The organism is Paenarthrobacter ilicis (assembly GCF_016907545.1).
Taxonomy (GTDB): Bacteria; Actinomycetota; Actinomycetes; order Actinomycetales; family Micrococcaceae; genus Arthrobacter; species Arthrobacter ilicis.
Window position 1 is genome coordinate 590,923 of record NZ_JAFBCD010000001.1, and the last position, 20,533, is coordinate 611,455.

Here is a 20,533-nt window from a genome sequence, read left to right on the forward strand (position 1 = left end):
GAGGCTGCCGTTGGGCCTGCTGGCCCTCGCGGTGGGAGGCTTCGGCATCGGCCTCACCGAGTTCGTCATCCTGGGCCTGTTGCCGGAGGTGGCCGCGGATTTCTCCGTCAGCATCCCGGTCGCAGGGCACCTGGTTTCCGGCTACGCACTCAGCGTGGCCGTTGGAGGGGTGGTGGTGACTGCAGCGACGGCGGCCCTTCGCCCCAAGACGGTCCTCTGCGCCTTGATGGTGCTCTTCATTCTGGGAAACCTCCTGTCGGCAGTGGCAGGGGACTACGCCACGATGTTTGCCGGCCGAATTGTGGCCGCACTGTGCCACGGGGCGTTCTTTGGGATTGGTGCCGTGTTGGCTTCGAACCTGGTCACGCCCGATCGCAAAGCCAGGGCCATCTCCATCATGTTCGCCGGGCTGACCATCGCGAACGTCATCGGCGTTCCGCTGGGCACGTTCCTGGGCCAACAGTTCGGCTGGCGGTCCACCTTCTGGGCAATCACCATCGTGGGGGTCATCGCCCTGACCGGGCTGATCGCCTACATCCCTGCGCAGGACGCGGTAGAACGCGGACCTGGACAGCTGCGTCGTGAGCTCGGGGCCTTCGCGTCCGGCCAGGTATGGCTGTCCATTCTGGTCACCGTCTTTGGGTTCGGGGCCATGTTCGGTGCCTTCACCTACATTGCGCCGATGCTCACCTCACTGGCCGGGATGCCGGCCTCGGCCGTGCCGTGGATGCTGGTCATCTTCGGTGCCGGGCTGTTCACCGGGAACATCCTCGGCGGCAAAGCCGCAGACGGAAACCTGGACAAATCCCTGCTGATCCTCCTGTCGGCACTGACCTTTGTCCTGCTGGTGTTCACCGTGACCGTCCACAACCCGTGGGGTGCAGCGGTGACGTTGTTCCTCCTCGGCGCCGTCGGATTCGCGGCAGTGCCCGGCATGCAGACCCGTGTCCTGTCCTTCGCCCACCGGGCGCCAACACTGGCCTCCGGTGTCAATATCTCCGCATTCAACCTCGGCAATGCGATCGGCGCCCACCTCGGCGGGACAACCATCGCGGCTGGGTTTGGCCTGGCCTCGCCCATCTGGGTAGGCGCAGGCCTGGCCATCATCGCCGTAGCTCTCATTGCGTCAGCGTCGCTGGCGCTGCAACGAACGAAGACCCCACCCGCCGGCACGCCGGAAACAGCACCATCACCCGCACTCACACGAAAGGTACTCTCATGACCTCAACGGCGCTCCCCAAGACCACACCCACCTTGGACGTCACCGAACCGGAGTTCGGAACCCAGACAGTCACGGACTTCCTGCGCGATGGCTATTGGCTGGAAGCGGCAGACATCGACGGCGACGGCAGGCCCGACCTCGTCGGCTACGGCCTGAAAGTCGGTGAAATCTACTGGTACAAGAACCCCACCTGGGAAAAGAAGCTGGTGCTCGACAAGATCAAGGAACCCGTCGGCATGGACTTCGGTGACATCACCGGTGACGGCACCACGGACCTGGTGGTTTGCTACCAGCTTTACGGTCCTGGCGGAACGATCCACCACGCCGACCCCGAAGGCGGCAAGATCGACTGGCTGGAAAACCCCGGCAACCCGTCAGAAGCTACCGAAAACTGGAAACGGCACTACGTTGGGCGCGCCATCGGCATGCACCGCCTGCGCGTGGGTCACTTCACGCGCACTGACAAAATCCAGATCATCGGGTTCCCGATCGTTGCCGTCGAAGACGTCCACGCAGTCCTTCCCGTGGTGCTTTTCACCCCCACGGATGACCCTCGCGCCGAATGGGACAAGGAAATCATCAGCGACTCTGACTTCCGAATGATCCACGGCGTCGCCAAGAAGGGCGGGCTGATTCCCGGCTCACCACTGGACTCAATCCTCATGGCCTCCGATGAAGGCGTCACCTGGCTCTACTACGACCAGGACAACCGCACGTGGGCGTGGCAGCACATCGGAGACGGTGAAGAAAGCCAATTCGAGAAGACCACCTTCAAAGGCAGCGGTGACGTCGACGGCGGACGCATCGGGGATGACCCCCTTGCCTACGTCGCAGCCATCGAACCTTTCCACGGCAACACCGTTGCCGTGTACGTGCGCAGTGGGGGAGACGCTGAGGCTGCGGGCTGGACCCGGCACCTGCTGGACATTTACGGGGACCCGAACGAGAACGGTGAAGGCCCCGGCCACACTGTCATGTGCCGCGATTTCGATGGGGACGGAGACGACGAATTCCTGATCGGCCTGCGTGGTCCCGAGCCGTGGCAAGGCGCGTACTACTACAAAGCGGTAGATCTGGCCAAGGGACTGTTTCTGAAGTGGAAGGTCTCCGGGGAATCCATCGCCCGGATCGTTGCCGGTGACTTCAACGGCGACGGCGCGGAAGATTTTGCCACCATCTCCTACTCGGTCCAGCACTACTTCGTTGCCCCCAAAGCCGAAATCACCCTGCACCCGAACAACACCGTCCAGCGCGGAGGATCCAACTGATGACAACCACAGAAAAGACCGGTGTTGGAAGACGCTTCTTCATGGCCGGTTCCGCCGGCACCATCGCGGCAGCCTCCTTGGCCGCACTCGGAACCGCCAATGCCCCGAAAGCCCAGGCCGCTGCGGGCTCCGCAACGGTGCCTGACGGCTCGGTGATCACCTCCGGGGACTCCCGCTATGCGGACCTCATGACAGGCAACAACCAGCGCTTCGTCTCCCATCCCGACTACGTCCGGCTCATCACCAGCACCAAGGACGCAGAGGATGCCGTCCGCGAAGCAGTCCGCACCGGGAAGAAGGTCTCGGTCCGAAGCGGCGGCCACTGCTTCGCCGACTTTGTCTGCAACCCCGCCGTCCAGGTCATCCTCGATGTGTCCCCGATGAACGCGGTGTACTACGACAAGAAGATGGGCGCCTTTGCGGTGGAACCCGGCGCCCGCCTCATGAACGTCTACGAAACGCTGTACAAGAACTGGGGCGTCACCGTTCCCGGAGGCATCTGCTACAGCGTGGGTGCGGGAGGGCACATTGCGGGTGGCGGCTACGGTCTGCTCTCACGCTCGCACGGCTTGGTGGTGGACCATCTCTACGCCGTTGAAGTGGTGACGGTGGACGCTCGTCGTAGAGTCCGCACCGTGACCGCCACCCGCGACGACAAAGGTGAGCTCGGTGACCTGTGGTGGGCGCACACCGGCGGGGGCGGCGGCAACTGGGGCGTCGTCACCAAGTACTGGTTCCGGTCACCGGGAACACAGGGCAAGAAACCCTCAGACCAGCTGGTCAAGGCACCCTCCACCGTTTTGGTCAGTGCCATCTCCCTTCCATGGGACCAGCTGGATGAAACCAAATTCCGGCGCCTCATCACCAACTTCGGAACATGGCACGAGAAATACCGCCAACCGGGCACCCCGGAATCGCATCTGAGCAGCCTCTTCAACGTCAGCTCCAAGGCCCACGGAAGCCTGGGGATGTTCACCCAGATCGACGCGGCAGCCCCGGACGCCAAGGGCGTGATGGAACGCTATGTGGCGGCAATCCTCGACGGGGTTGCCATCACCGCCGAACCCGTGGAGAAGCCCAACGGGGAAATCCCGGCTATGCCGGAGTTTTTCAAGACCCGGGAAATCCCGTGGTTGCAAGCAACCCGCTTGGTGGGGACCGATAATCCCGTCATCACCAACCCCACCAGTCGCGGCGCCCACAAATCGGCCTATCTGAACCGGAAGTTCACCGATGACCAGATCGCGGTGCTCTACGGGCAGATGAGCCGGCCGGACTTCACCAATCCCAACACGATGCTGGTTCTCTTCTCCTTCGGCGGGCAGGTCAACGCCGTAGCCCCTGACGCCACAGCAAACGCCCAGCGCCAATCCGCGTTCAAGTTCTGCCTCCAAACCTTTTGGTCGGATTCGGCAGATGACGACTTCTACCTGGGCTGGGAACGGGAAACCTACGAAGGCATGTTCAAAACCACGGGCGGGGTTCCCGTCCCTGGTGACCAGCTCGACGGCTGCTACATCAACTATCCGGACGTCGATGTTGCCACCACGGATCACAACAGCTCCGGTGTTGGCTGGCAGACCCTGTACTTCAAGGGCAACTACCCCCGGCTCCAGCGTGCCAAGGCCAGTTGGGACCCGACCGACTACTTCACCCACAGCCTCGGCATCGAACTCCCGGCAGGACGTGCATCATGACCGCCCCTGTCCCCGAGGCGACCACCGCCCGTCCCCGGCTCAGTAAATTGCCGTCCCTGACCGGATTGCGATTCTTCGCCGCGCTGTTGGTGTTCTTCTTCCACATCACCCTGTCCAACTCACCCATTCCGCCCAACGATCCCATCAACCCGTTCGCCGACGCCGAGCTCGGATCAACCCTTGAATGGCTGGTCAGCAAAGCAGGGTACGTTGGGGTCTCCTTCTTCTTCGTCCTGAGTGGCTTCCTGCTGGCGTGGGCATCGAAACCGGGGGAGCCAAAGCGGCAATTCTGGCGGCGCAGATTGTTGAAGATCTTCCCCAACCACTTGGTGATGTGGGTGCTGTCGATGATCCTGTTCGCGGCCGCCATCAACCCTCCACTGGGATGGATCAGCAACCTTTTCCTGGTGAACTCCTTCATTCCGGATGCCTCCGTCTACGTGGCGGTTAACCCGCCGTCATGGACGCTGAACAGCGAACTGCTTTTCTACCTGCTGTTCCCTTTGCTGATGATCCCCATCCGGAAGATTCCCGGCAACCGTTTGTGGGTGTGGGCGTGGGCCACTGTCGGCGCGATGATCGCGGTACAGCTGGTCACCACGTACCTGATTCCCGCCACGCCGGTGTCTGCCCTGACTCCCATCTCTGAAGCCCAGTTCTGGTTCGGGTACATTTTCCCGCCCGCACGGCTGTTCGAGTTCATTCTCGGCTCCATCCTGGCCAGGATCGTCCTGTCAGGGCGCTGGGTTCCCTTGAAGATGTGGCACACCCTGGTTCTTTGCGTCGCCGGCTACGTCGCCGCGATGATGGTCCCGTTCGTATACTCCTTCAACGTGGCCACCATCGTCCCGGTCGCAGCGATCATCTGCACTGTCGCAACCCGGGACATCGCGGGCCATACCGGCTTCCTCGGCTCCAAACCCATGGTTTGGCTGGGGAACATCTCCTTTGGCTTCTACCTCTGCCAGGGAGTGGTGATCTTCTACGGCCGCATCCTCCTGGGCAACCAGGTGTACCCAACGCCTGTCGCATTGCTGGTGGTGGCCGGATTCTTCGTGGCTACGCTGTTGGGCGGATGGGCACTTTACGCGCTCGTGGAGAAGCCCGTGATGGACCGTTGGGCACGTCCGCGACCCAAGCAGGTCCAGCCTGAGCCCGCTCGGGCCACTGCGAGCGTGGTGTAGACCCGGACGAACAAGAAGGCCCGATCCTGGTGGATCGGGCCTTCTGGCTTACTGGTCCGTGCTGTAAGCACTACCTGGCTGAGATGCGTTGGGCTTCCTCCACCACGCTGGCATCGCTGGAAGTCAACAATTGCAGGGCCTCGGCCGCGGGCGTGCCGGGATCAGCGGTGTACATCAGGATCCGGTGTCCCGATTCGTCGGGCGGTGTCAGGACCTCGAAGTTGAGCTCAATATCGCCTACCTCGGGGTGATGCATGTACTTCAGCCCGGACATGCAGTTCTCTACAGGGTGCCGTGCCCACAAACTGGCGAACTCTTCACTGTTCATGGTTAACTCGCCAACCAAGGACGCGAGTTCCGGGTCATCGGTGGCGCGGCCCGCGACCAGTCGCAGCGATGACACGGCACGGGTGGCTTCTTCGAGCCATCGTGTGTACAGCTCACGGGTGTGGCGGTCCAGGAACAAGAGCCGCGTCATGTTGGGCCTTGTTGAAGGCGTCTCGGGCGCAGCGAAATCCAGGTGACCAGCCACAAGCCTATGACCAATCCGGTTCCACGCGAGCACTTCGCTGCGGCGTCCCAGGACAACGGCGGGTGTGTTGGACATCGACTGGATAAGGCGCAATGTGCCGGGCCTTACCTTGTCCGGCTTGGTCAATGTTCGCCTTTTGGTGGTTCCTGGGCGGGCAAGATTGAAAAGATGCGCACGCTCGTCGGTGTTCAGGTTCAGTGCCCGGGCGATTGCATCGATGACCGCTTCGGAGGCGTTGTTACTGAGGCCCTGCTCCAAACGGGTGTAGTACGTATTGCTGACGCCGGCCAACATGGCCAGTTCTTCCCTGCGGAGGCCGGGTACGCGGCGGATGCCGTAATTCAGAAGGCCAACGTCCTCTGGCTGTAAGGCAGCTCTTCGGACGCGAAGGAACTCCCCAAGTTCACTTAGATTACTCATGGGCCCATTCTGCCGCTCTTGCGCGGCCCTGTCCTGTCCCTGCCAGTGACACCCTGATGCGACGTCGCACAAGTTCTTGTGACAAGACAAAGGCGCCGAATCCGGGTATGGCGCTGTCCCGCCTGTCACTGCCAGGGGTAGGCAGAAGGGGGTGTGGTTGATCCCCCTGCGTTCCGTGAGTGTGGAGTTGTGAAGATGCCGTCCGCGGGCGGCAACCCCTCCAGAGAAGGAACACTCCCATGACCACGCAACCGGATGTCACCACAGGACCCGGCGTTCCACCCTTGACCGAAGCCGGGCGGCCCACTGAATTTTCACAACGGGACGAACCTTCGGGACGGATGACTGGCCGCCAACGGCTGGCACTCATTGTCCTGCTCGCGGCGAGCTTTACCCTCGCCGTTGACTTCTCGATCCTCAACGTCGCACTCCCGGCGATTGGCGCCGACGTCGGATTCAGCCTCGAGAACCTCCAATGGATCGCGACGGCGTTCGCGCTCTGCGCCGCCGGGCTGACGTTGTTGTTCGGGCGTGTTGCGGACATCGCGGGCCGCCGCAGGATGTTCATCATCGGTATGGCCTTGCTGGGGGCAGCATCGCTCGCCGGTGGCTTGGCTACCGACCCCGCTTTGTTGCTCATCGCCCGCGTCGGCCAAGGCGTTGCGACGGCGATAGTCGTTCCGGCTGCCTTGTCCCTGCTGCTGGCCTCGTTCCCGGAAGGTCCGCTGCGCGATAAAGCATTGGGCCTCAATGGATCCCTGATGGCTGCCGGGTTCACCACAGGGGCAATCCTCGGCGGACTGCTGACGGACCTGCTGAGCTGGCGCTGGGCCTTCTTCATCAACGTTCCCGTGGCCATCGCTGTGCTGATCATTGCTCCGATTGTCCTGGCCGAGAGCAAGCCGGCCACCAAGTTGAGGCTGGATGTTCCGGGTGCCATCACGGTGACCCTCGGCCTTCTGGCCCTGGTATTTGGTTTGACGAACGCCGCTGAGCACTCCTGGGCCGACCCGCTGACGTTGGGCTCCCTCGCAGCAGCTGTGGTGTTGTTCGTTGCTTTCGTGGCGGTCGAACGCAAAGCCGCGTCACCTCTGGTGCCGCTGGAGATCCTGAAGCGCTCCACGGTGGCATGGGGAAACATAGCGGGCATCCTTGCCTTCGTCACCGAAACGTCCTTGGTGTTCCTGTTGACCCTGTACCTGCAGCAGGTCCTCGGCTACACCCCGCTCGGTGCCGGCCTGGCCTTCGCGGTCCTGGGTCTCGGAACTGTGCTGGGCGGCGTTCTGGGCCCCAAGGTCATCGGAAAGATCGGCAACAAGAAGGCGATTGTCTACGGATTCATCGTCCAGGCAATCGCCACGGGTGCCCTGGTGTTGCTCAGTGCCGACCCAGCCTCCATCGCCCTGCTGCTGGTCGCCACGTTCGTAGGGGGCGTGGCCAACCTCGTGGTCATCGTCGGCTTCATGGTCACCGCAACCTCCGGCCTGCCTGATGACGAGCAAGGCCTTGCTACCGGGTTGGCAACCATGAGCCAGCAGGTCGGCATCACCATGGGTATCCCGATCATGAGCGCCATCTTCACCGCACAGATTCTCGCCATCGGGAACAACGATGCCCCGGCCGTGCTCAGCGGTGTCACCACAGCCATCTGGGTGAATGCGGGCCTGTGCCTGCTCACAGCACTGGCGGTGGGACTGTTCCTCCGCAAGCCCGCACCGGCCATCAGCTAAGTCACCTCACGCGTGGGTTCAAGAAAGCCCACACAGTGGCCGGCGCCCTGATGGAGTTATCCCCATAGGGCGCCGGCCAGGCGAGGTCCAGCTGGCCCCGGTGATAGGTTCGTTGCAGTTCCCCACCCATGATTCGCAACGAGAGGCCGGCATGTCGCAGCCAGGATCCGAACAGCAGCCCGACCAGCCGTTGAACGGGCAGCATGCCTTCGCCTGCCAGCCATACCCCCAGCAACCGTATGCCCAGCAACCGTATGCCCAGGCCACCTATCCCCAGTCGCCCTACGCGGAGCAGGATGGTCCGCCGTTCTATTTTCCGGACCTTGAAGGAGCCAACTTCAAGTCGAAAGCCACCACGTACGCGATCATCGGGATCTTTGTCTTCGGCTTCGTTTTTGGTCCGCTCGCCATCCGCAACGCGGGACGGGCGGAAGCCAATGGAGTTCCGGCTACATTTGGGAAGGTGGCCGGCTGGATCGTCACCGTGCTGTCCTGCATCTACATCGTTTTCTGGGCAGTGGTTCTTATTTCTGGGGCGGTCTACGGCATGTCATCCCACAGCTGAGCAGGCCGTCCAGCTGAGCGGGACGCCCAGCTGAGCAGGACGCCTCGGGGTCCTAAACGGCGCCCGTGGAGCCTCCGGTGTTCCCCAGCAGTGCGGCCAAGGTTTTCCAGCGCGCGATCTCGCATCCGTCGGTCCGGCTGAACTGGCTGAGTACTTTGCGTCCACGAAACCACCCCTTGACCACTGCCACTTGCGGGCCGCCATACTGCTGCGTGCAGATCCGGTCCGGTCGGGGCTCGGGAAAGAAGATTTCCTCGCCAAACTGCTCGACGGCGGCAAGTGCCGCAGGTGCGTCCGGCAGATTCGAGTCCAGCGTTTCCGGGTCCGGGGACATGATGCCAGCGGCGGAACGCAAGTGGAACTCCCGACTGTCAGCGCCAGGTGCCTCTGTCAGCGTGACTGTCAGGTCGACGTCGTACTCGCTCTTGACTGCGTCAAAATTGTTTGCGGAAACCATGGTGACCTTTCGCTGGTGGCGGCGGGTGCTCAGGCAGCCACACCGCTCAACTGGTCCAAGAGCGGCCCCACGGCCTGGAGCACACGGGTCCGCAGCTCCTGGGATTCGGCCGCGAAAGCCCGCTGGTATTCAACGTACTCGGCCTTGCCCTGCGATGTCTCGATCCTGATGGGTGGGTAGCCCCATTCTTCAAGATCGTAAGGGGAGGCCTGCATGTCCATGGCCCGGATCCGCCACGACAACTCGAAGCAGTCCATCACCAGCTCGCTGGGCAACGCTGGCGTCAGCTTGTAGGCCCACTTGTAGAGGTCCATGTTGGCGTGCAGGCAGCCGGGCTGCTCCATGGTCCGTTGGTTCTCGCGGGTGGGGGTGTGCTCATTCAGCGGCACCGCGTCCGGGGTGTAGAAGCGGAAGGCGTCGAAGTGGGAGCAGCGGATGCGGTTTTCTTCCACCACGGTGTCCGTGCCTTCGCCGCCGAGCCGGAGCTTCAGGTACTCGTGCCGCAGCTCGAACTTCTCCTGCCGGTACACCATGGCCCACTCGTGAAGCCCGAAGCAACCGAATTGCGCCGGGCGCTTCGCGGTGCCCGCCAGAATGATCCCAGCAAACCGGACGGCTTCGGCGCGGTCGGCAAGGAAGCCGGCCCGATCGAAAGTGACGGCCGGTGTGCCCGCAGGCAGCCCGAGTTCGGCGAGTTCGCCGTCGTCGAGCGTGCGGTAAAACTTCCACCCGGTGCGCTCCAGGGCCCGCTCGCCGCTGAGCACCACGGAATGGCCGGGGTGCCACCGAAGCAGCTGGCCGGGCTTCTGGGTGTAATAGGTGAAGAGGAAATCCTCCACGGGATGCTTCTTACCCGCCGAGCGCCGCGCAAGATAAGGGTCCGCGTACCGCGCCACGCGCGCGTGATGGGCTGCCTCCAGCCCGAGCCATTGCTCTTGGGGGAGGTGCCGCAGGCTAGAAACCACCATCGGAACCGAGGATGCTCTTGGCTGCATCCCACGCCGCGATCTGGCAGCCATCAGTCCTTGTGAACGCCGCAACCACTTCCTTGCCATCCACGGATCCAGTGACCTTGGCTGTGGCCGGACCACCGTACTGCATAGTGCAGGCCTGGTCAGTGCGGGGAGGTGCGGGACTCAGGATGGTGGGGCTGCTCTTGATGGTGGTGCAGGCTGCGGCGGCGGAAGGGTGGTTGCTCTCTGCCGCCGGTACGCCGTCAGCGCACACCAGGGTAAAGGACTTGGGGGCGGCTTCCGGGGTTTCAAGGACAGTAATGGAAAGTTCCGCTGCCCCCTGGCCGGCCGCTGCCTGGCTGCTGGAGCTTGAAGAACTGCTGGGAGAGGAGGAGCTCGAAGCAGAGCTGCCTGGCGTTCCGGAGCTTGAAGGAGACGTGCTTGACCCGGTGGAGGGGGTGCCGGAGCACGCGGCGAGTCCGGCTATGGCCAAAACTGCCACGAGGGGGCGGGCAAATCGCAAGCGCATGGGGTCCTCCTGGGTTGCATCCATTTTACGTTGGCCTCCGCTTTAAGGAGACCACCGCGTCTGTGGCTTGGCTAGGGGAGTGGCCGCTGGGTTGCCGCGATGAGTCCGGTCATGGCCTGGTGCAGCCCGGCAACCTCTTCGCGGCTGAGCTGGAGACGGTCACGGATCTGTCCGGGAACCGCCGTGGCCTGCTCCCGCAGTGCCGCTCCCTTTTCCGTGAGGCCAATGGCCAAAGCCCGTTCGTTGCCGGGAACGCGCTCGCGGGTGATGAGCTTGGCCTCTTCAAGCCTCTTGAGCAGGGGAGACAAGGTGGCGGGTTCGTGGAGGAGGCTGTCGCTGATGTCCTTGAGCGTCCGGGGGCTCCGCTCCCACAAGGCCAGCATCACCAGGTACTGGGGATGGGTCAGCCCAAGTTTTTCCAGGACGGGCTTGTAGATCCCCACCACGCTTCGCGATGCGACGGTCAGGGCAAAGCAGAGCTGGCGCTCCAGCAGGAGGTCATCTGTTGCTTCAGTGGTCCCGCTGGCGTTGGTCATGACCGGCTTCCCTCGATTAGTTAGTGTACTAACAGTTAGCGTACTATGAACTTGTTGAACCGTCTAAAAAGGAGTCGATCAGCGTGGCCAAGGAATCCATGACACGGAAGTTCATGCGTGCCACCGGCAAGTTCCGGATTGTTTTTGGGCCGGCCCACAGCAGTTCCCTGGATCACGAGATGACCGAATCCAACCGGAAGCTCCTGGCCCAGCGGCAGGCCGAGGCGCAGCAATGGGAAACAGTGCAGCGCCCTGATGGCAGCACCTACGTTGTGCCCCGGAATCCCGACGACAAGTCTCTGCGCTGACCCTGTACACGGAGCCTTTTTGCTTGCGCGGGCGTAGGATTTACATACTGAACGGCACGTAAAAGCCCTGCCGCTTTTGTCTCTCTCCTGGCGAAAGGGGGTGGAGATGATGGGACGCAGATTGGAAGGTTTCCAGCACGTCACGGAGCGGCTGCAAAGCGTTTTTGGGCCGGCAACCCACGGCTATACGGACAGCCCCGTGATGCACAAGCATGACGATTTCGAGACCGCTTCCGAGTTGGATCTGAAGAACTTTGATGTTGAAACTGACTCGCAAGGGCATCACTATGCTGTCCGGAACAATGATCCCGGGCCAACCAGTACCGACTATTCGGTATGAGTCCGTCACGCCTTGACCCTCCCGCGCCCACGTGCCACTGTTGAGCAAATAGTCAGCATGCTTATTAGGCGCCGGATGCGGTGTGGAATGAGGGGGCCATCAATGAGCTTTCAAGACGATGCAGCGCGGGTGCAGCCAAACACCGCACCACCGGAGCGCGACGCGGGCGCGGTGGTTCCGCCCATGCCTGCGGCTGCGCCGGTGACTCCTCCCGTCGCTGAACCCTCAACCCACGGCTCCACCAGGCCCACACGCACTGCAGCCCTGTGGGTAGCAGTCGCAATCGGCCTGGTGGTTCTGGTGGTGTTGATAACGTTCTTCGTTCAGAACCAGGACATGATCACGGTCCGGTTCTTTGGGCTTGAGGGAACACTCGCCTTGGGCACCACGCTGTTCATCGCCGCTGTGGGTGGAGGTGTCCTGGTTGCGTTGGCTGGAGGAGCCAGGATCCTGCAGCTCAGGGCAGCTACCCGTCGCAGGCAGCGGGGTGTCGGCAAGCCAGGGATGCGGCCGTAACGTCCAAGCCAGGGTTAATTGCGGAAGGGCCGGAGCATGCAGCTCCGGCCCTTCCGCAATTTAATCCCGACGGCGGCACCCCCTGACGACGTTCAATCCGCCGGGGTGGTGGGTCGTCTTAGCCTTCGCAGTCAGTGCAGTAGGCGACGCCATCTTTTTCGCGGGCAATCTGCGAGCGGTGGCGTACCAGGAAGCAAGAGTTACAGGTGAACTCATCGCTTGCCTGCGGAATGACCTGGATGACCAGTTCCTCGGCGACGATTTCGCCGCCGGGGCCGCTGGCGTCAAGGCCATCGGTTTCGTCCAGTTCCAGCACCACACTTTTGGCCGTGGGAGCGCTGGCGGATTGAAGAGCCTGGAGGGATTGCTCCTGGTTCTCTTTTACATCGGTACGGAGTTCGTCGTAATCGGCTGCCACTTTTTAATGCCTCTTCGTGTTAGGGGGTTACCGGGTATGCAACGTACAGCATGCCACGAAAATTCCATACCATACCCCAGTTCCACATCTTGTGGCGAAAACCACGTGGGTGACGGCCTGAAATTACCGTCACCCAGCGAAATTTTCCCGCTTATGACCGCAATTCGATGTCCAGCGCCTGGAAGTCGTCGGCCGCATGGCGGCCCACCAGCAAACGGAACGTTCCCGGTTCAAACTGCCACCCGCCGTCGTAATGCGCAAATGCCCTGGACGGGACCCGGACCTCCACGCTCTCCGTTCCGTTCGGGGCAAGGTGTGTACCGGCAAAGCCTGCCAACCAGCGCACGGGGCGTTCAACGGAGGAATCGGCGCGGTCCACATACACCTGCACCACTTCGCGGCCGGTGCGCGTGCCGGTGTTCTTCACCGGGACGTGGACCACCACGTCGTTGCCCGCAGTGACCACCTGCGGGGCGTGGGCGGTCCCAAGATCAAAGGTGGTGTATCCGAGTCCGTAGCCGAACGGGAGGGCCGGAGAGGCGCCGCCGGCCGCTTCCTGCTTCAACCAGGCCCGGTAGCCCACGTGGATGCCCTCGGCATAGACCAGCCGGCCGTCGGTGGGTGTGGTGTTGAGGACCGGAACGTCCTCCAGGGCTGCGGGCCAGGTGGTGGGCAGGCGTCCGCCCGGCTCCTCATTGCCCACCAAAATGTCCGCGATCGCAGTTCCGAATTCCTGCCCTCCAAACCAGCCCAACAGGACGGCGTCAACCCGGCCCAGCCACGGCATCAGCACCGGGGAGCCCGAGTTGACCACCACAACAGTGCGAGGGTTGACTGCGGCAACGGCGTCGACCAATTGGTTCTGGTACCCCGGAAGATCCAGGTCCTTGCGGTCGAAGCCTTCGGATTCGATGGCAGCGTTGGTGCCCACCACCACGACGGCGACATCGGCAGTGCGGGCCGCCTCCACCGCTGCGTCAATCTCGGCCTGCGGATCGGCAACCACAGTCTCCTCGCCCAGCAGGATTGCGGTGAAGGGGATGACCTGTTCTGCGGGCAGCTGGTACTCGGTTTCGATCCGAACACTCTGGCCCGCCGTGGTGTCGATCGCGTGGACGGTCTTGGGCGGATCGAACAGCGCCGCGCCCAGGACATTGGTATCGTCCTCAAGCTCGCTGTCGAAGATCTCCGTGCCATCCAGGGCGAAGCGGATCCGGCCCACGGTGCCGACGCCCACGTGGTGGATGCCTGCTGTTTCGGCGGTCCAGTCCGTCTCCATGCGGATGGAGGCCGCGCCGTCGGGAATTCCGATGCCGAACCAAATCAGGTGCGAGGCCAGGCGGTCTTCGCCGGAAATCTCCGTGCCGTCTGCCGCGAGGAACGTTACCCGGATTCCGGGCACATTGGAGGCCGGGATGTGCAGTGCCGTGCGGGGGAAGGCCTGAAGGCCTTCGGCCACTTTGGCGCCGCGTGCGTAGGTGACCTTGACGTCGTCGGGAAGTGCCTTCCACAGCCCCTCCAACGGCGAGACGGTGTACTTGGGCATCACCGTGGCGCTGCCGCCGCCTTGCGTGCGCGCTTCCTCGGCATTGTGGCCAATCACTGCGACGCTGCTGAGCGCCGTGGCATCCAGCGGGAGGAGGCCCTTGTTTCGGACCAGCACGGCGCCGCGGACAGCGACTTCGCGGGCGACGGCGGCCCCGTTCAGTTCCGCAGGAAGCTCGGTGACCGCGGGCGTGAACCCTTCCAGTGATCCCACGCGGGCGGCCAGCCGGAGAATGCGGGTGACCTTCTCCAGGATGGCTTCACGGCTGACGCGGCCATCGTTGACGGCGGCCAGCAGCTTGGGTCCCCAGTGGCCTACGGGTCCCGGCATTTCCAGGTCCTGATGGGCGTTGGCGGCGTCGATCGAGCGGACGCCGGTCCAGTCGGACACCACGACGCCGTCGAAGCCCCACTCGGTGGACAGTGGCGTTTCCAGCAGCTTGTTCTCGCTGGCGGTGGTGCCGTTGATGGAGTTGTAGGAGCTCATCACCAGCCAGGCGCGGGCCTCGGTGATGGCGTCCTCAAAGGCGGCCAGGTACAGCTCGCGGAGCGGACGCTCATCCACCACCGAGTTCACTGTGAAGCGGTCCGTTTCCGATTCGTTGGCCAGGTAGTGCTTGGGGGTGGAGCCCACGCCCATGGACTGTACGCCGGCAACGTAGCCGGCAGCCATGGTTGCGGTCAGCCGGGGGTCCTCGCTCATGCACTCGAAGTGGCGACCGCCCAGCGGGGAGCGGTGCAGGTTGATGGTGGGGCCGAGGACGGCATGGACGCCTTTGCGGCGGGCCTCCTGCCCCAGGATCTGGCCGTAGCGCCGGGCCGTCTCGACGCTCCAGGTTGCGGACAAGGCGGACGACGACGGCAAGGAGACGGAGTCGTGCCGCTCATCGAAGTCTTCGCCGCGCACGCCGGCCGGACCGTCGGACATCACCACGCGGGACAGGCCGATCCCAGGGATGGCGTGCGTTGACCAGACGTCCGCGCCGGTCAGCAGCTGGACCTGCTGCTCCAAGGTCAGGCTCAGGGCGAGCTCGCGGATCCGTGCTTCTGCGTCCGGTGATCCGGCCAGTGGTGCCGTTACCGCGGCCGGGAGGGTGGGATTCATGGGTGGCTGCTCCTTCTGTGCCCGTCGTTGGGTCTCCTTGAACTGTAACGTCTAAAATCAAGTGTGACTAGGTTTTCACGTGAAGGACGCCTGAAATAGACTGACCCAATGCCTACTTCGAGGGCCCGGGGCCAGTATGCCAAGGGAGCGGAACGCCGCGAACAGATCATCCAAACCGCTACTGACGTCTTCGCTACGGAGGGATTCGAGGGGACTGCGCTCAAGCGTGTGGCCGAGCTCGTGGGGGTGAAGGAAGCCACCCTGTTCCACTACTTCAAGGGGAAGCAGGAACTCCTCACGGCCGTCCTCGCGGAACGGGACCTGCGATCCATAGCCGCCAGCGGCCAACAGGAAGTCGGGTTGGGCCTCATGCCCCCCATCGCCGAACGGAACGAGCGCGAACCGGGCCTGACCACGCTCTACGCCGTCGCGTCAGCCACGGCCAACGATCCCGGGCACGATTCCCACAGCTACTTCAAGCAGCGCTACGAGACCGTGGTGCGGGACATCGCCGCTGATATTGAGCGGCGACAGGGCGCTGGCGAGGTTCGTGCCGACGTCGACGCCGCCATGCTTGCGCGGCTGACCGTGGCGGCCTTCGACGGGCTCCAGCTGCAGTGGCTTTACGACAAATCCGTGGACATGGCCGAAGGGCTGCGCCAGCTGATCGATGTCCTTTTGGTGCCACCCACCCGACCAAGTAAAGACCCGACCAACTAAAGGTAAGGCCGTTCTGAGTGCTTAGAACGGCCTTACCTTTACTTGCATGGGCTGATCGCCCGGGGTGCTTCTTTAGCGGCCAGTGCCGCCGTAGACGGTGGCTTCAGCATCGCCGTCGAGATCGAACGCATTGTGGATGGCGCGGACGGCGTCATCCAAAGCATCCGCGCTGGTGACCACGGAGATACGGATTTCCGAGGTGGAGATCATGTCAATGTTGATCCCGGCATCCGAAAGAGCCTTGAAGAACGTGGCTGAGACGCCCGGGTGGGATCGCATGCCGGCACCGATGAGCGACAGCTTGCCAACGTGCTCGTTGTACTCGATGCTCTCGAAACCAATCTGCCCCTCAGCAGCACGAAGGGCCGCCAGGGCATCTGCGCCTTCAACGATGGGGAGCGTGAAGGAGATGTCCGTACGGGCCGTCCCGTGGGTGGACACGTTCTGAACGATCATGTCGATGTTGGAGTGTGCGTCCGCGATCACCTGGAAAATTGCCGCTGCCTTACCGGGGATGTCCGGAACGCCCACTACCGTGACCTTGGCTTCGGACCGGTCGTGTGCAACGCCGGAGATGATTGGCTGCTCCAAGGCAACTCCCTCTTGAATCGTGAACTTTTCTTCGGCACCCGGGATGACCCACGTGCCCTCGTTCTGGCTGAATGACGAACGGACGTGCAGGGGCACACCAAAGCGGCGCGCGTACTCCACGCAGCGCAGGTGCAGGATCTTGGCGCCGGAAGCGGCCAGCTCCAGCATTTCCTCGCTGGAAATGCGGTCAATCTTCTGGGCGGACGCCACAACGCGGGGATCAGCAGTGTAGATGCCGTCAACATCCGTGTAGATCTCGCAGACGTCGGCTTCCAGCGCAGCAGCAAGGGCAACAGCGGTGGTGTCGGAACCACCGCGGCCAAGCGTGGTGATCTCATTGGTCACGCGGCTCATGCCCTGGAAGCCCGCCACAATCGCAATGTGCCCCTTGTCCAGGGCCGTGCGGATCCGGTGCGGGTCGACGTCGATAATCCTGGCCTTGCCGTGGATACCGTCCGTAATCATGCCGGCCTGGGAACCGGTGAAGGACTGGGCCGAGGCGCCGAACTTGTTGATCGCCATGGCCAGCAGCGCCATGGAAATCCGCTCGCCGGCGGACAGCAACATGTCCATTTCGCGGGCTGGGGCGGAATCTGTGACCTGGGCTGCCAGGTCCAGAAGTTCGTCGGTGGTGTCTCCCATGGCGGAAACAACAACCACAACCTCGTTGCCGGCCTTCTGCGCATCCACGACGCGCTGGGCCACCCGTTTGATGCCGTCGGCATCGGAAACCGAGGAACCGCCGAACTTTTGCACGATCAGCTGCTTGGTCATGGCAGCCTCGTGGGAGAGCTCGTCGATCGTCACTTCGGTAGTGGGCATAGTCATGCGCGCACCCTCACTGCATCACTAGGGTTCGAACGCGGCATGCCAATGGTGAATTGGAGCACGCCTGCGTAGCTTATTTCCCCAGTTTATCGCCGGGTGCAGCGCACTTTGGAATTGTGACCACATAGCGGCTGCCAGCGGTCATATGGGCTACCACCCGGCTGTGCCGGGACCGCCCTTGAAGGGGCCCACAATCTGCGGCGTAATCCAACCGCCGTAAAAGCCGCCCTCCTGGAACCCCACTTGGTGGCCGTCCACTTCACAGGCGTCCATGTTCTCCGGGTAAAGGGCCACGCGTGTGCCCAAAGCCTCGAAACCCTTGGTGGGCGATGGGTACGTCCAGGCGCCGCGGGGAATCACCACCTAACCCACAACGATGTCAAAGTACGCCGCCTGGCCCTTGAATTCGCAGAATGTCGTGCCGTCCACGGGGACCAGCACACCGTGCGGGAACGCCTCAATGGGGAGGTAGTACACCGGCGGGTGGCTTGTCTCCAGCACCCGGACAGCGTCCGTAGTGTCCACGATGGTCCGGCCACCCAGGCGCACAACCACCCGTTCGTTCCGGGGCTCCACCCGGGGTGGGCGTGGATAGTCCCAGACCGATTCCTGACCAACTCTGGGTTTGATGGGGCGGGGGCGCTTGACGCGTGAAAAACCGGGAACAGGGACCATGGAGACATGCTGCCACCCGCTGCTGGGAAAACCCGCAGAATCGCGGGGCGTATCGGTGGTGGGGTGCCGGGCGTACCATCCATGCATGAGGTGCGGCCATGGCAGGCGTTCCTGAGGATCCCCGCGGTCCAACCCGCGAACCTGAGTACGAAATGATCGGCGGCGTGATCGACGATCAACCGTCCGGCTTGGCCAAGCCCGCCTTGCAGACTCCGCCGCACGCGCACAGGGCGCAAACCGCGGCTGCTTCATGGCAGGACGCCACAACATCATTTGCTTCCTGGCGGTTTTGGGCGGCTTGCGCCTTGGGAATTGCCGCGGCTGGGGGCGCAGCTGCTGCCACGGTTGCGGCAGCGGAAGCCAACGGGTGGTTCGGTGTTCCGCTGGCCAGCGCCCGCTATCTGCTCATGGCTGTATTCATGGCGCTTCCAGCTGCCGTGCTGGGTGCGATCTGGGGCTTCCGCCATTCCCGTGGGCGCCTACCCGTTGTTCTGCTCTCCGGCGCCTGGCGAGGGCTGGCCATCGCTGCGGTGGCTGGTGCTGTTCTGCTGGTGGTGGGGATCGCGGTGGGCGGGCCCGCGGCACTGACCGGTGCGGCCGTCGTCGTGATTGTCCTTGAAGTCGTCGTGTTCGGGCTGATCGGAGCGGGCGCCCGGACCTGTTTTGCCGCGGCGGCTCCCGGGGCGTTCCTGGCCACCCTGGTGGTGGCCTTCCTCTGCGTAGGCAACGTCCTGGCCACTGTCCTGCTGCTGCCGGGAACCGTGGGAATGGGCCAAGCGTCCGTCCCGGTCAACGTGCAACGCGACGAATCCGGCACTGTTACGGCCTACGAGTGCGTCGGGGAGCTCCGTCCGGTGGAGGTTGCCCACACGGATCGCGTGGTGTGGGTTGCAGCGGCCAACCCGGCCCTGATTCTGGGGAGCATCGGCGCGGACATGGTGCCGACGGGCAGTGACCTGGGCTGGGTGCTCGCTGGACTGCAGCGGACGGCGGACGGCCCATCACGCGACGTCCCGTGCCTCGACGGAGTACCGGGCGATGGCCGTGCGCCCTCGATCCCCGTTGCCCTCACTGGCCTGGCGCTTCAGGCCCTCACCGCCGCGCTGGTTGTCATTCCGGGACGCCGGTTGGACGCGCGGAGGCGGCGTGTCACCCCTGGCTCGGGCTCGCCCGCCGCAGGTACTCAGAGATAACGACGCCGGAGCCGAACGTCGTCGTCGAAATCTCTTCGAAGGCGCTGGGCCGGTAGGTGCCCGGGGCGAAGAGCGGGATGCCGTCACCAAAGAGCAGGGGACTTCGTTTGAGCACCAGCCGGTCAATCTCACCGGCGAGCTGCGTTGCCAACTGCCCGCCTCCGCAGAGCCATACGGACTTCCCCTGCTGGGACTTCAGCCGGCGCACAACGTCCACGGGCGCCTCATTGGTGACCTGTAGATTCGGGTGCTCGCCGGGGATGTCCGCCTCGGTGCGGGACCGCGAGAACACTACTTGGCGGAGGTGCTGGTAAGGGCTGGTCATGCCTGCCGGGAGACCTACGGCGTACGTGTTCCATCCCATAACAACGGCATCGAACATGCCCTGGGTCTGATCAAGGCCCATGGCCTCTGCAGCCACTGTGGGAAGGGCGTCCGGGAAACGCTCCACCTGCGCGACCATATGGTCCCCCTCTGCGGGAAACGCATCGAATTGGCCGTCCGGACCGGCAATGTAGCCATCCAGACTCACGGCGACGTAGTACACAAGTTCTCGCACAGGACCCCCCAGCGGTTGATGGTGTGGTGACGTGGTTACAGCAGTGCGTTGCGGCGGCCCTCGAAGGCCCGGCCGAGCGTGACCTCGTCCGCGTACTCCAGGTCCCCGCCTACGGGCAGGCCGGACGCCAGCCGTGTCACGGTGATGCCGATCGACTTCAACATGCGGGCAAGGTACGTGGCGGTTGCTTCGCCTTCGAGGTTGGGATCGGTGGCGATGATGATTTCCTGGATGGCGCCATCGTTGAGGCGGGTGAGGAGCTCACGGATGCGCAACTGCTCAGGCCCGATGCCCGCGATGGGATTGATGGCCCCGCCCAACACGTGGTAGCGGCCGCGGAAGGACCGGGTCCGCTCCACGGCGAGGACATCCTTGGACTCCTCCACCACGCAAATGACCGACGGATCGCGGCGCGCGTCACGGCAGATATTGCACGTTTCCTGCTCAGTGACGTTGAAGCAGACCGAGCAGAATTTCACCCGCTCCTTGACCGTGGTGATCGCCGTGACCAAGCGCTTCATGTCCTCGGGATCCGCCTCGAGGATGTGGAACGCCAGGCGCTGCGCTGACTTTGGGCCCACACCGGGAAGCCGGCCGAGCTCGTCAATCAGCTCTTGAACTGCACCTTCGTACACAATGTCC

21 protein-coding genes and 1 pseudogene are annotated in these 20,533 nt (G+C 63.4%); 11 read left to right on the plus strand and 11 right to left on the minus strand.

The features are described from left to right. Positions 1 to 4: 4 nt before the first annotated feature. From JOE60_RS02805 to JOE60_RS02820, 4 genes are read left to right on the plus strand one after another with little or no spacing between them, the layout of a single operon-like run. Positions 5 to 1,222 carry an MFS transporter gene (locus tag JOE60_RS02805; protein ID WP_167265714.1) on the plus strand — a complete coding sequence of 406 codons (1,218 nt, stop codon included), beginning with the start codon at positions 5 to 7 and terminating at the stop codon, positions 1,220 to 1,222. Then, positions 1,219 to 2,490, plus strand: a complete 1,272-nt coding sequence (locus tag JOE60_RS02810) for an FG-GAP repeat domain-containing protein (RefSeq protein WP_167265147.1) — start codon at positions 1,219 to 1,221, stop codon at positions 2,488 to 2,490. Before JOE60_RS02805 ends, JOE60_RS02810 begins: the two co-directional genes overlap by 4 nt. Then, a complete protein-coding gene (locus JOE60_RS02815) occupies positions 2,490 to 4,187 on the plus strand; it encodes an FAD-binding oxidoreductase (protein WP_204814819.1) in 1,698 nt (565 codons plus the stop codon). Before JOE60_RS02810 ends, JOE60_RS02815 begins: the two co-directional genes overlap by 1 nt. After that, positions 4,184 to 5,371: an acyltransferase family protein gene (locus tag JOE60_RS02820; RefSeq protein ID WP_167265146.1), complete on the plus strand. Its 1,188-nt coding sequence runs from the start codon at positions 4,184 to 4,186 to the stop codon at positions 5,369 to 5,371. The genes JOE60_RS02815 and JOE60_RS02820 overlap by 4 nt, the downstream gene beginning before the upstream one ends. A 70-nt stretch (positions 5,372 to 5,441) precedes the next feature. Here JOE60_RS02820 and JOE60_RS02825 read toward each other — a convergent pair whose 3' ends face one another. After that, positions 5,442 to 6,323, minus strand: coding sequence for a helix-turn-helix transcriptional regulator (locus JOE60_RS02825; RefSeq protein ID WP_167265145.1), 882 nt, complete (start codon positions 6,321 to 6,323; stop codon positions 5,442 to 5,444). Positions 6,324 to 6,664: 341 nt separating this feature from the next. Here JOE60_RS02825 and JOE60_RS02830 point away from each other — a divergent pair, with 341 nt between their 5' ends. Both JOE60_RS02830 and JOE60_RS02835 read left to right on the plus strand, forming a co-directional pair. Further along, a complete protein-coding gene (locus tag JOE60_RS02830) occupies positions 6,665 to 8,053 on the plus strand; it encodes an MFS transporter (RefSeq protein ID WP_167265710.1) in 1,389 nt (462 codons plus the stop codon). Between the two features lie 151 nt (positions 8,054 to 8,204). Then, positions 8,205 to 8,618, plus strand: a complete 414-nt coding sequence (locus tag JOE60_RS02835) for a hypothetical protein (protein WP_167265144.1) — start codon at positions 8,205 to 8,207, stop codon at positions 8,616 to 8,618. A gap of 52 nt (positions 8,619 to 8,670) precedes the next feature. Here the strand turns inward: JOE60_RS02835 and JOE60_RS02840 are convergent, their stop codons facing one another. From JOE60_RS02840 to JOE60_RS02855, 4 genes are all read right to left on the minus strand, one after another. After that, on the minus strand, positions 8,671 to 9,075 hold the full coding sequence (locus JOE60_RS02840) for a serine protease inhibitor (RefSeq protein ID WP_167265143.1): 405 nt from the start codon (positions 9,073 to 9,075) through the stop codon (positions 8,671 to 8,673). Positions 9,076 to 9,104: 29 nt separating this feature from the next. Next, positions 9,105 to 10,043, minus strand: a complete 939-nt coding sequence (locus JOE60_RS02845) for a 3-methyladenine DNA glycosylase (RefSeq protein ID WP_204814820.1) — start codon at positions 10,041 to 10,043, stop codon at positions 9,105 to 9,107. Next, entirely contained in the window at positions 10,030 to 10,557 is a 528-nt protein-coding gene (locus JOE60_RS02850) for an SSI family serine proteinase inhibitor (protein ID WP_167265141.1), read from the minus strand. The genes JOE60_RS02845 and JOE60_RS02850 overlap by 14 nt, the downstream gene beginning before the upstream one ends. A gap of 71 nt (positions 10,558 to 10,628) precedes the next feature. Then, entirely contained in the window at positions 10,629 to 11,093 is a 465-nt protein-coding gene (locus JOE60_RS02855; protein WP_167265140.1) for a MarR family winged helix-turn-helix transcriptional regulator, read from the minus strand. An 83-nt stretch (positions 11,094 to 11,176) separates the two neighbouring features. On the opposite strand from JOE60_RS02855, the gene JOE60_RS02860 reads away from it, so the two are divergent. The 3 genes from JOE60_RS02860 to JOE60_RS02870 all read left to right on the plus strand — a co-directional run bounded on the left by JOE60_RS02860 (position 11,177) and on the right by JOE60_RS02870 (position 12,257). Further along, positions 11,177 to 11,401 carry a hypothetical protein gene (locus tag JOE60_RS02860; RefSeq protein WP_167265139.1) on the plus strand — a complete coding sequence of 75 codons (225 nt, stop codon included), beginning with the start codon at positions 11,177 to 11,179 and terminating at the stop codon, positions 11,399 to 11,401. A gap of 109 nt (positions 11,402 to 11,510) precedes the next feature. Beyond that, entirely contained in the window at positions 11,511 to 11,741 is a 231-nt protein-coding gene (locus tag JOE60_RS02865) for a hypothetical protein (protein WP_167265708.1), read from the plus strand. Positions 11,742 to 11,843: 102 nt separating this feature from the next. Continuing rightward, positions 11,844 to 12,257, plus strand: a complete 414-nt coding sequence (locus JOE60_RS02870; RefSeq protein ID WP_167265138.1) for a LapA family protein — start codon at positions 11,844 to 11,846, stop codon at positions 12,255 to 12,257. 118 nt (positions 12,258 to 12,375) lie between these two features. Here JOE60_RS02870 and JOE60_RS02875 read toward each other — a convergent pair whose 3' ends face one another. Further along, the gene (locus JOE60_RS02875; protein ID WP_167265137.1) at positions 12,376 to 12,675 is read right to left on the minus strand and encodes a DUF4193 domain-containing protein; all 300 of its coding nucleotides are present in this window, start codon (positions 12,673 to 12,675) and stop codon (positions 12,376 to 12,378) included. Between the two features lie 151 nt (positions 12,676 to 12,826). Beyond that, positions 12,827 to 15,325 carry a beta-glucosidase family protein gene (locus JOE60_RS02880; RefSeq protein ID WP_167265136.1) on the minus strand — a complete coding sequence of 833 codons (2,499 nt, stop codon included), beginning with the start codon at positions 15,323 to 15,325 and terminating at the stop codon, positions 12,827 to 12,829. Positions 15,326 to 15,433: 108 nt separating this feature from the next. Between JOE60_RS02880 and JOE60_RS02885 the strand changes: the two genes are divergently transcribed. Beyond that, complete coding sequence (locus JOE60_RS02885) at positions 15,434 to 16,045, plus strand: TetR/AcrR family transcriptional regulator (protein WP_167265135.1); 612 nt, start codon at positions 15,434 to 15,436, stop codon at positions 16,043 to 16,045. Positions 16,046 to 16,117: 72 nt separating this feature from the next. Here JOE60_RS02885 and JOE60_RS02890 read toward each other — a convergent pair whose 3' ends face one another. Both JOE60_RS02890 and JOE60_RS02895 read right to left on the minus strand, forming a co-directional pair. Then, positions 16,118 to 17,464, minus strand: a complete 1,347-nt coding sequence (locus JOE60_RS02890; RefSeq protein WP_167265134.1) for an aspartate kinase — start codon at positions 17,462 to 17,464, stop codon at positions 16,118 to 16,120. Positions 17,465 to 17,614: 150 nt separating this feature from the next. Beyond that, positions 17,615 to 18,139: pseudogene (locus tag JOE60_RS02895) on the minus strand (DUF427 domain-containing protein). A 98-nt stretch (positions 18,140 to 18,237) separates the two neighbouring features. On the opposite strand from JOE60_RS02895, the gene JOE60_RS02900 reads away from it, so the two are divergent. After that, a complete protein-coding gene (locus tag JOE60_RS02900; protein WP_167265133.1) occupies positions 18,238 to 19,332 on the plus strand; it encodes a hypothetical protein in 1,095 nt (364 codons plus the stop codon). On the opposite strand, the gene JOE60_RS02905 is transcribed toward JOE60_RS02900, so the two are convergent. Together JOE60_RS02905 and recR are read right to left on the minus strand one after the other, a co-directional pair. Beyond that, the gene (locus JOE60_RS02905) at positions 19,289 to 19,891 is read right to left on the minus strand and encodes a dihydrofolate reductase family protein (protein ID WP_167265132.1); all 603 of its coding nucleotides are present in this window, start codon (positions 19,889 to 19,891) and stop codon (positions 19,289 to 19,291) included. The two genes, JOE60_RS02900 and JOE60_RS02905, sit on opposite strands and share 44 nt — an antisense overlap. Positions 19,892 to 19,926: 35 nt before the next feature. Further along, positions 19,927 to 20,526 carry a recombination mediator RecR gene (recR, locus tag JOE60_RS02910; protein ID WP_159705643.1) on the minus strand — a complete coding sequence of 200 codons (600 nt, stop codon included), beginning with the start codon at positions 20,524 to 20,526 and terminating at the stop codon, positions 19,927 to 19,929. Between the last annotated feature and the right edge of the window lie 7 nt (positions 20,527 to 20,533).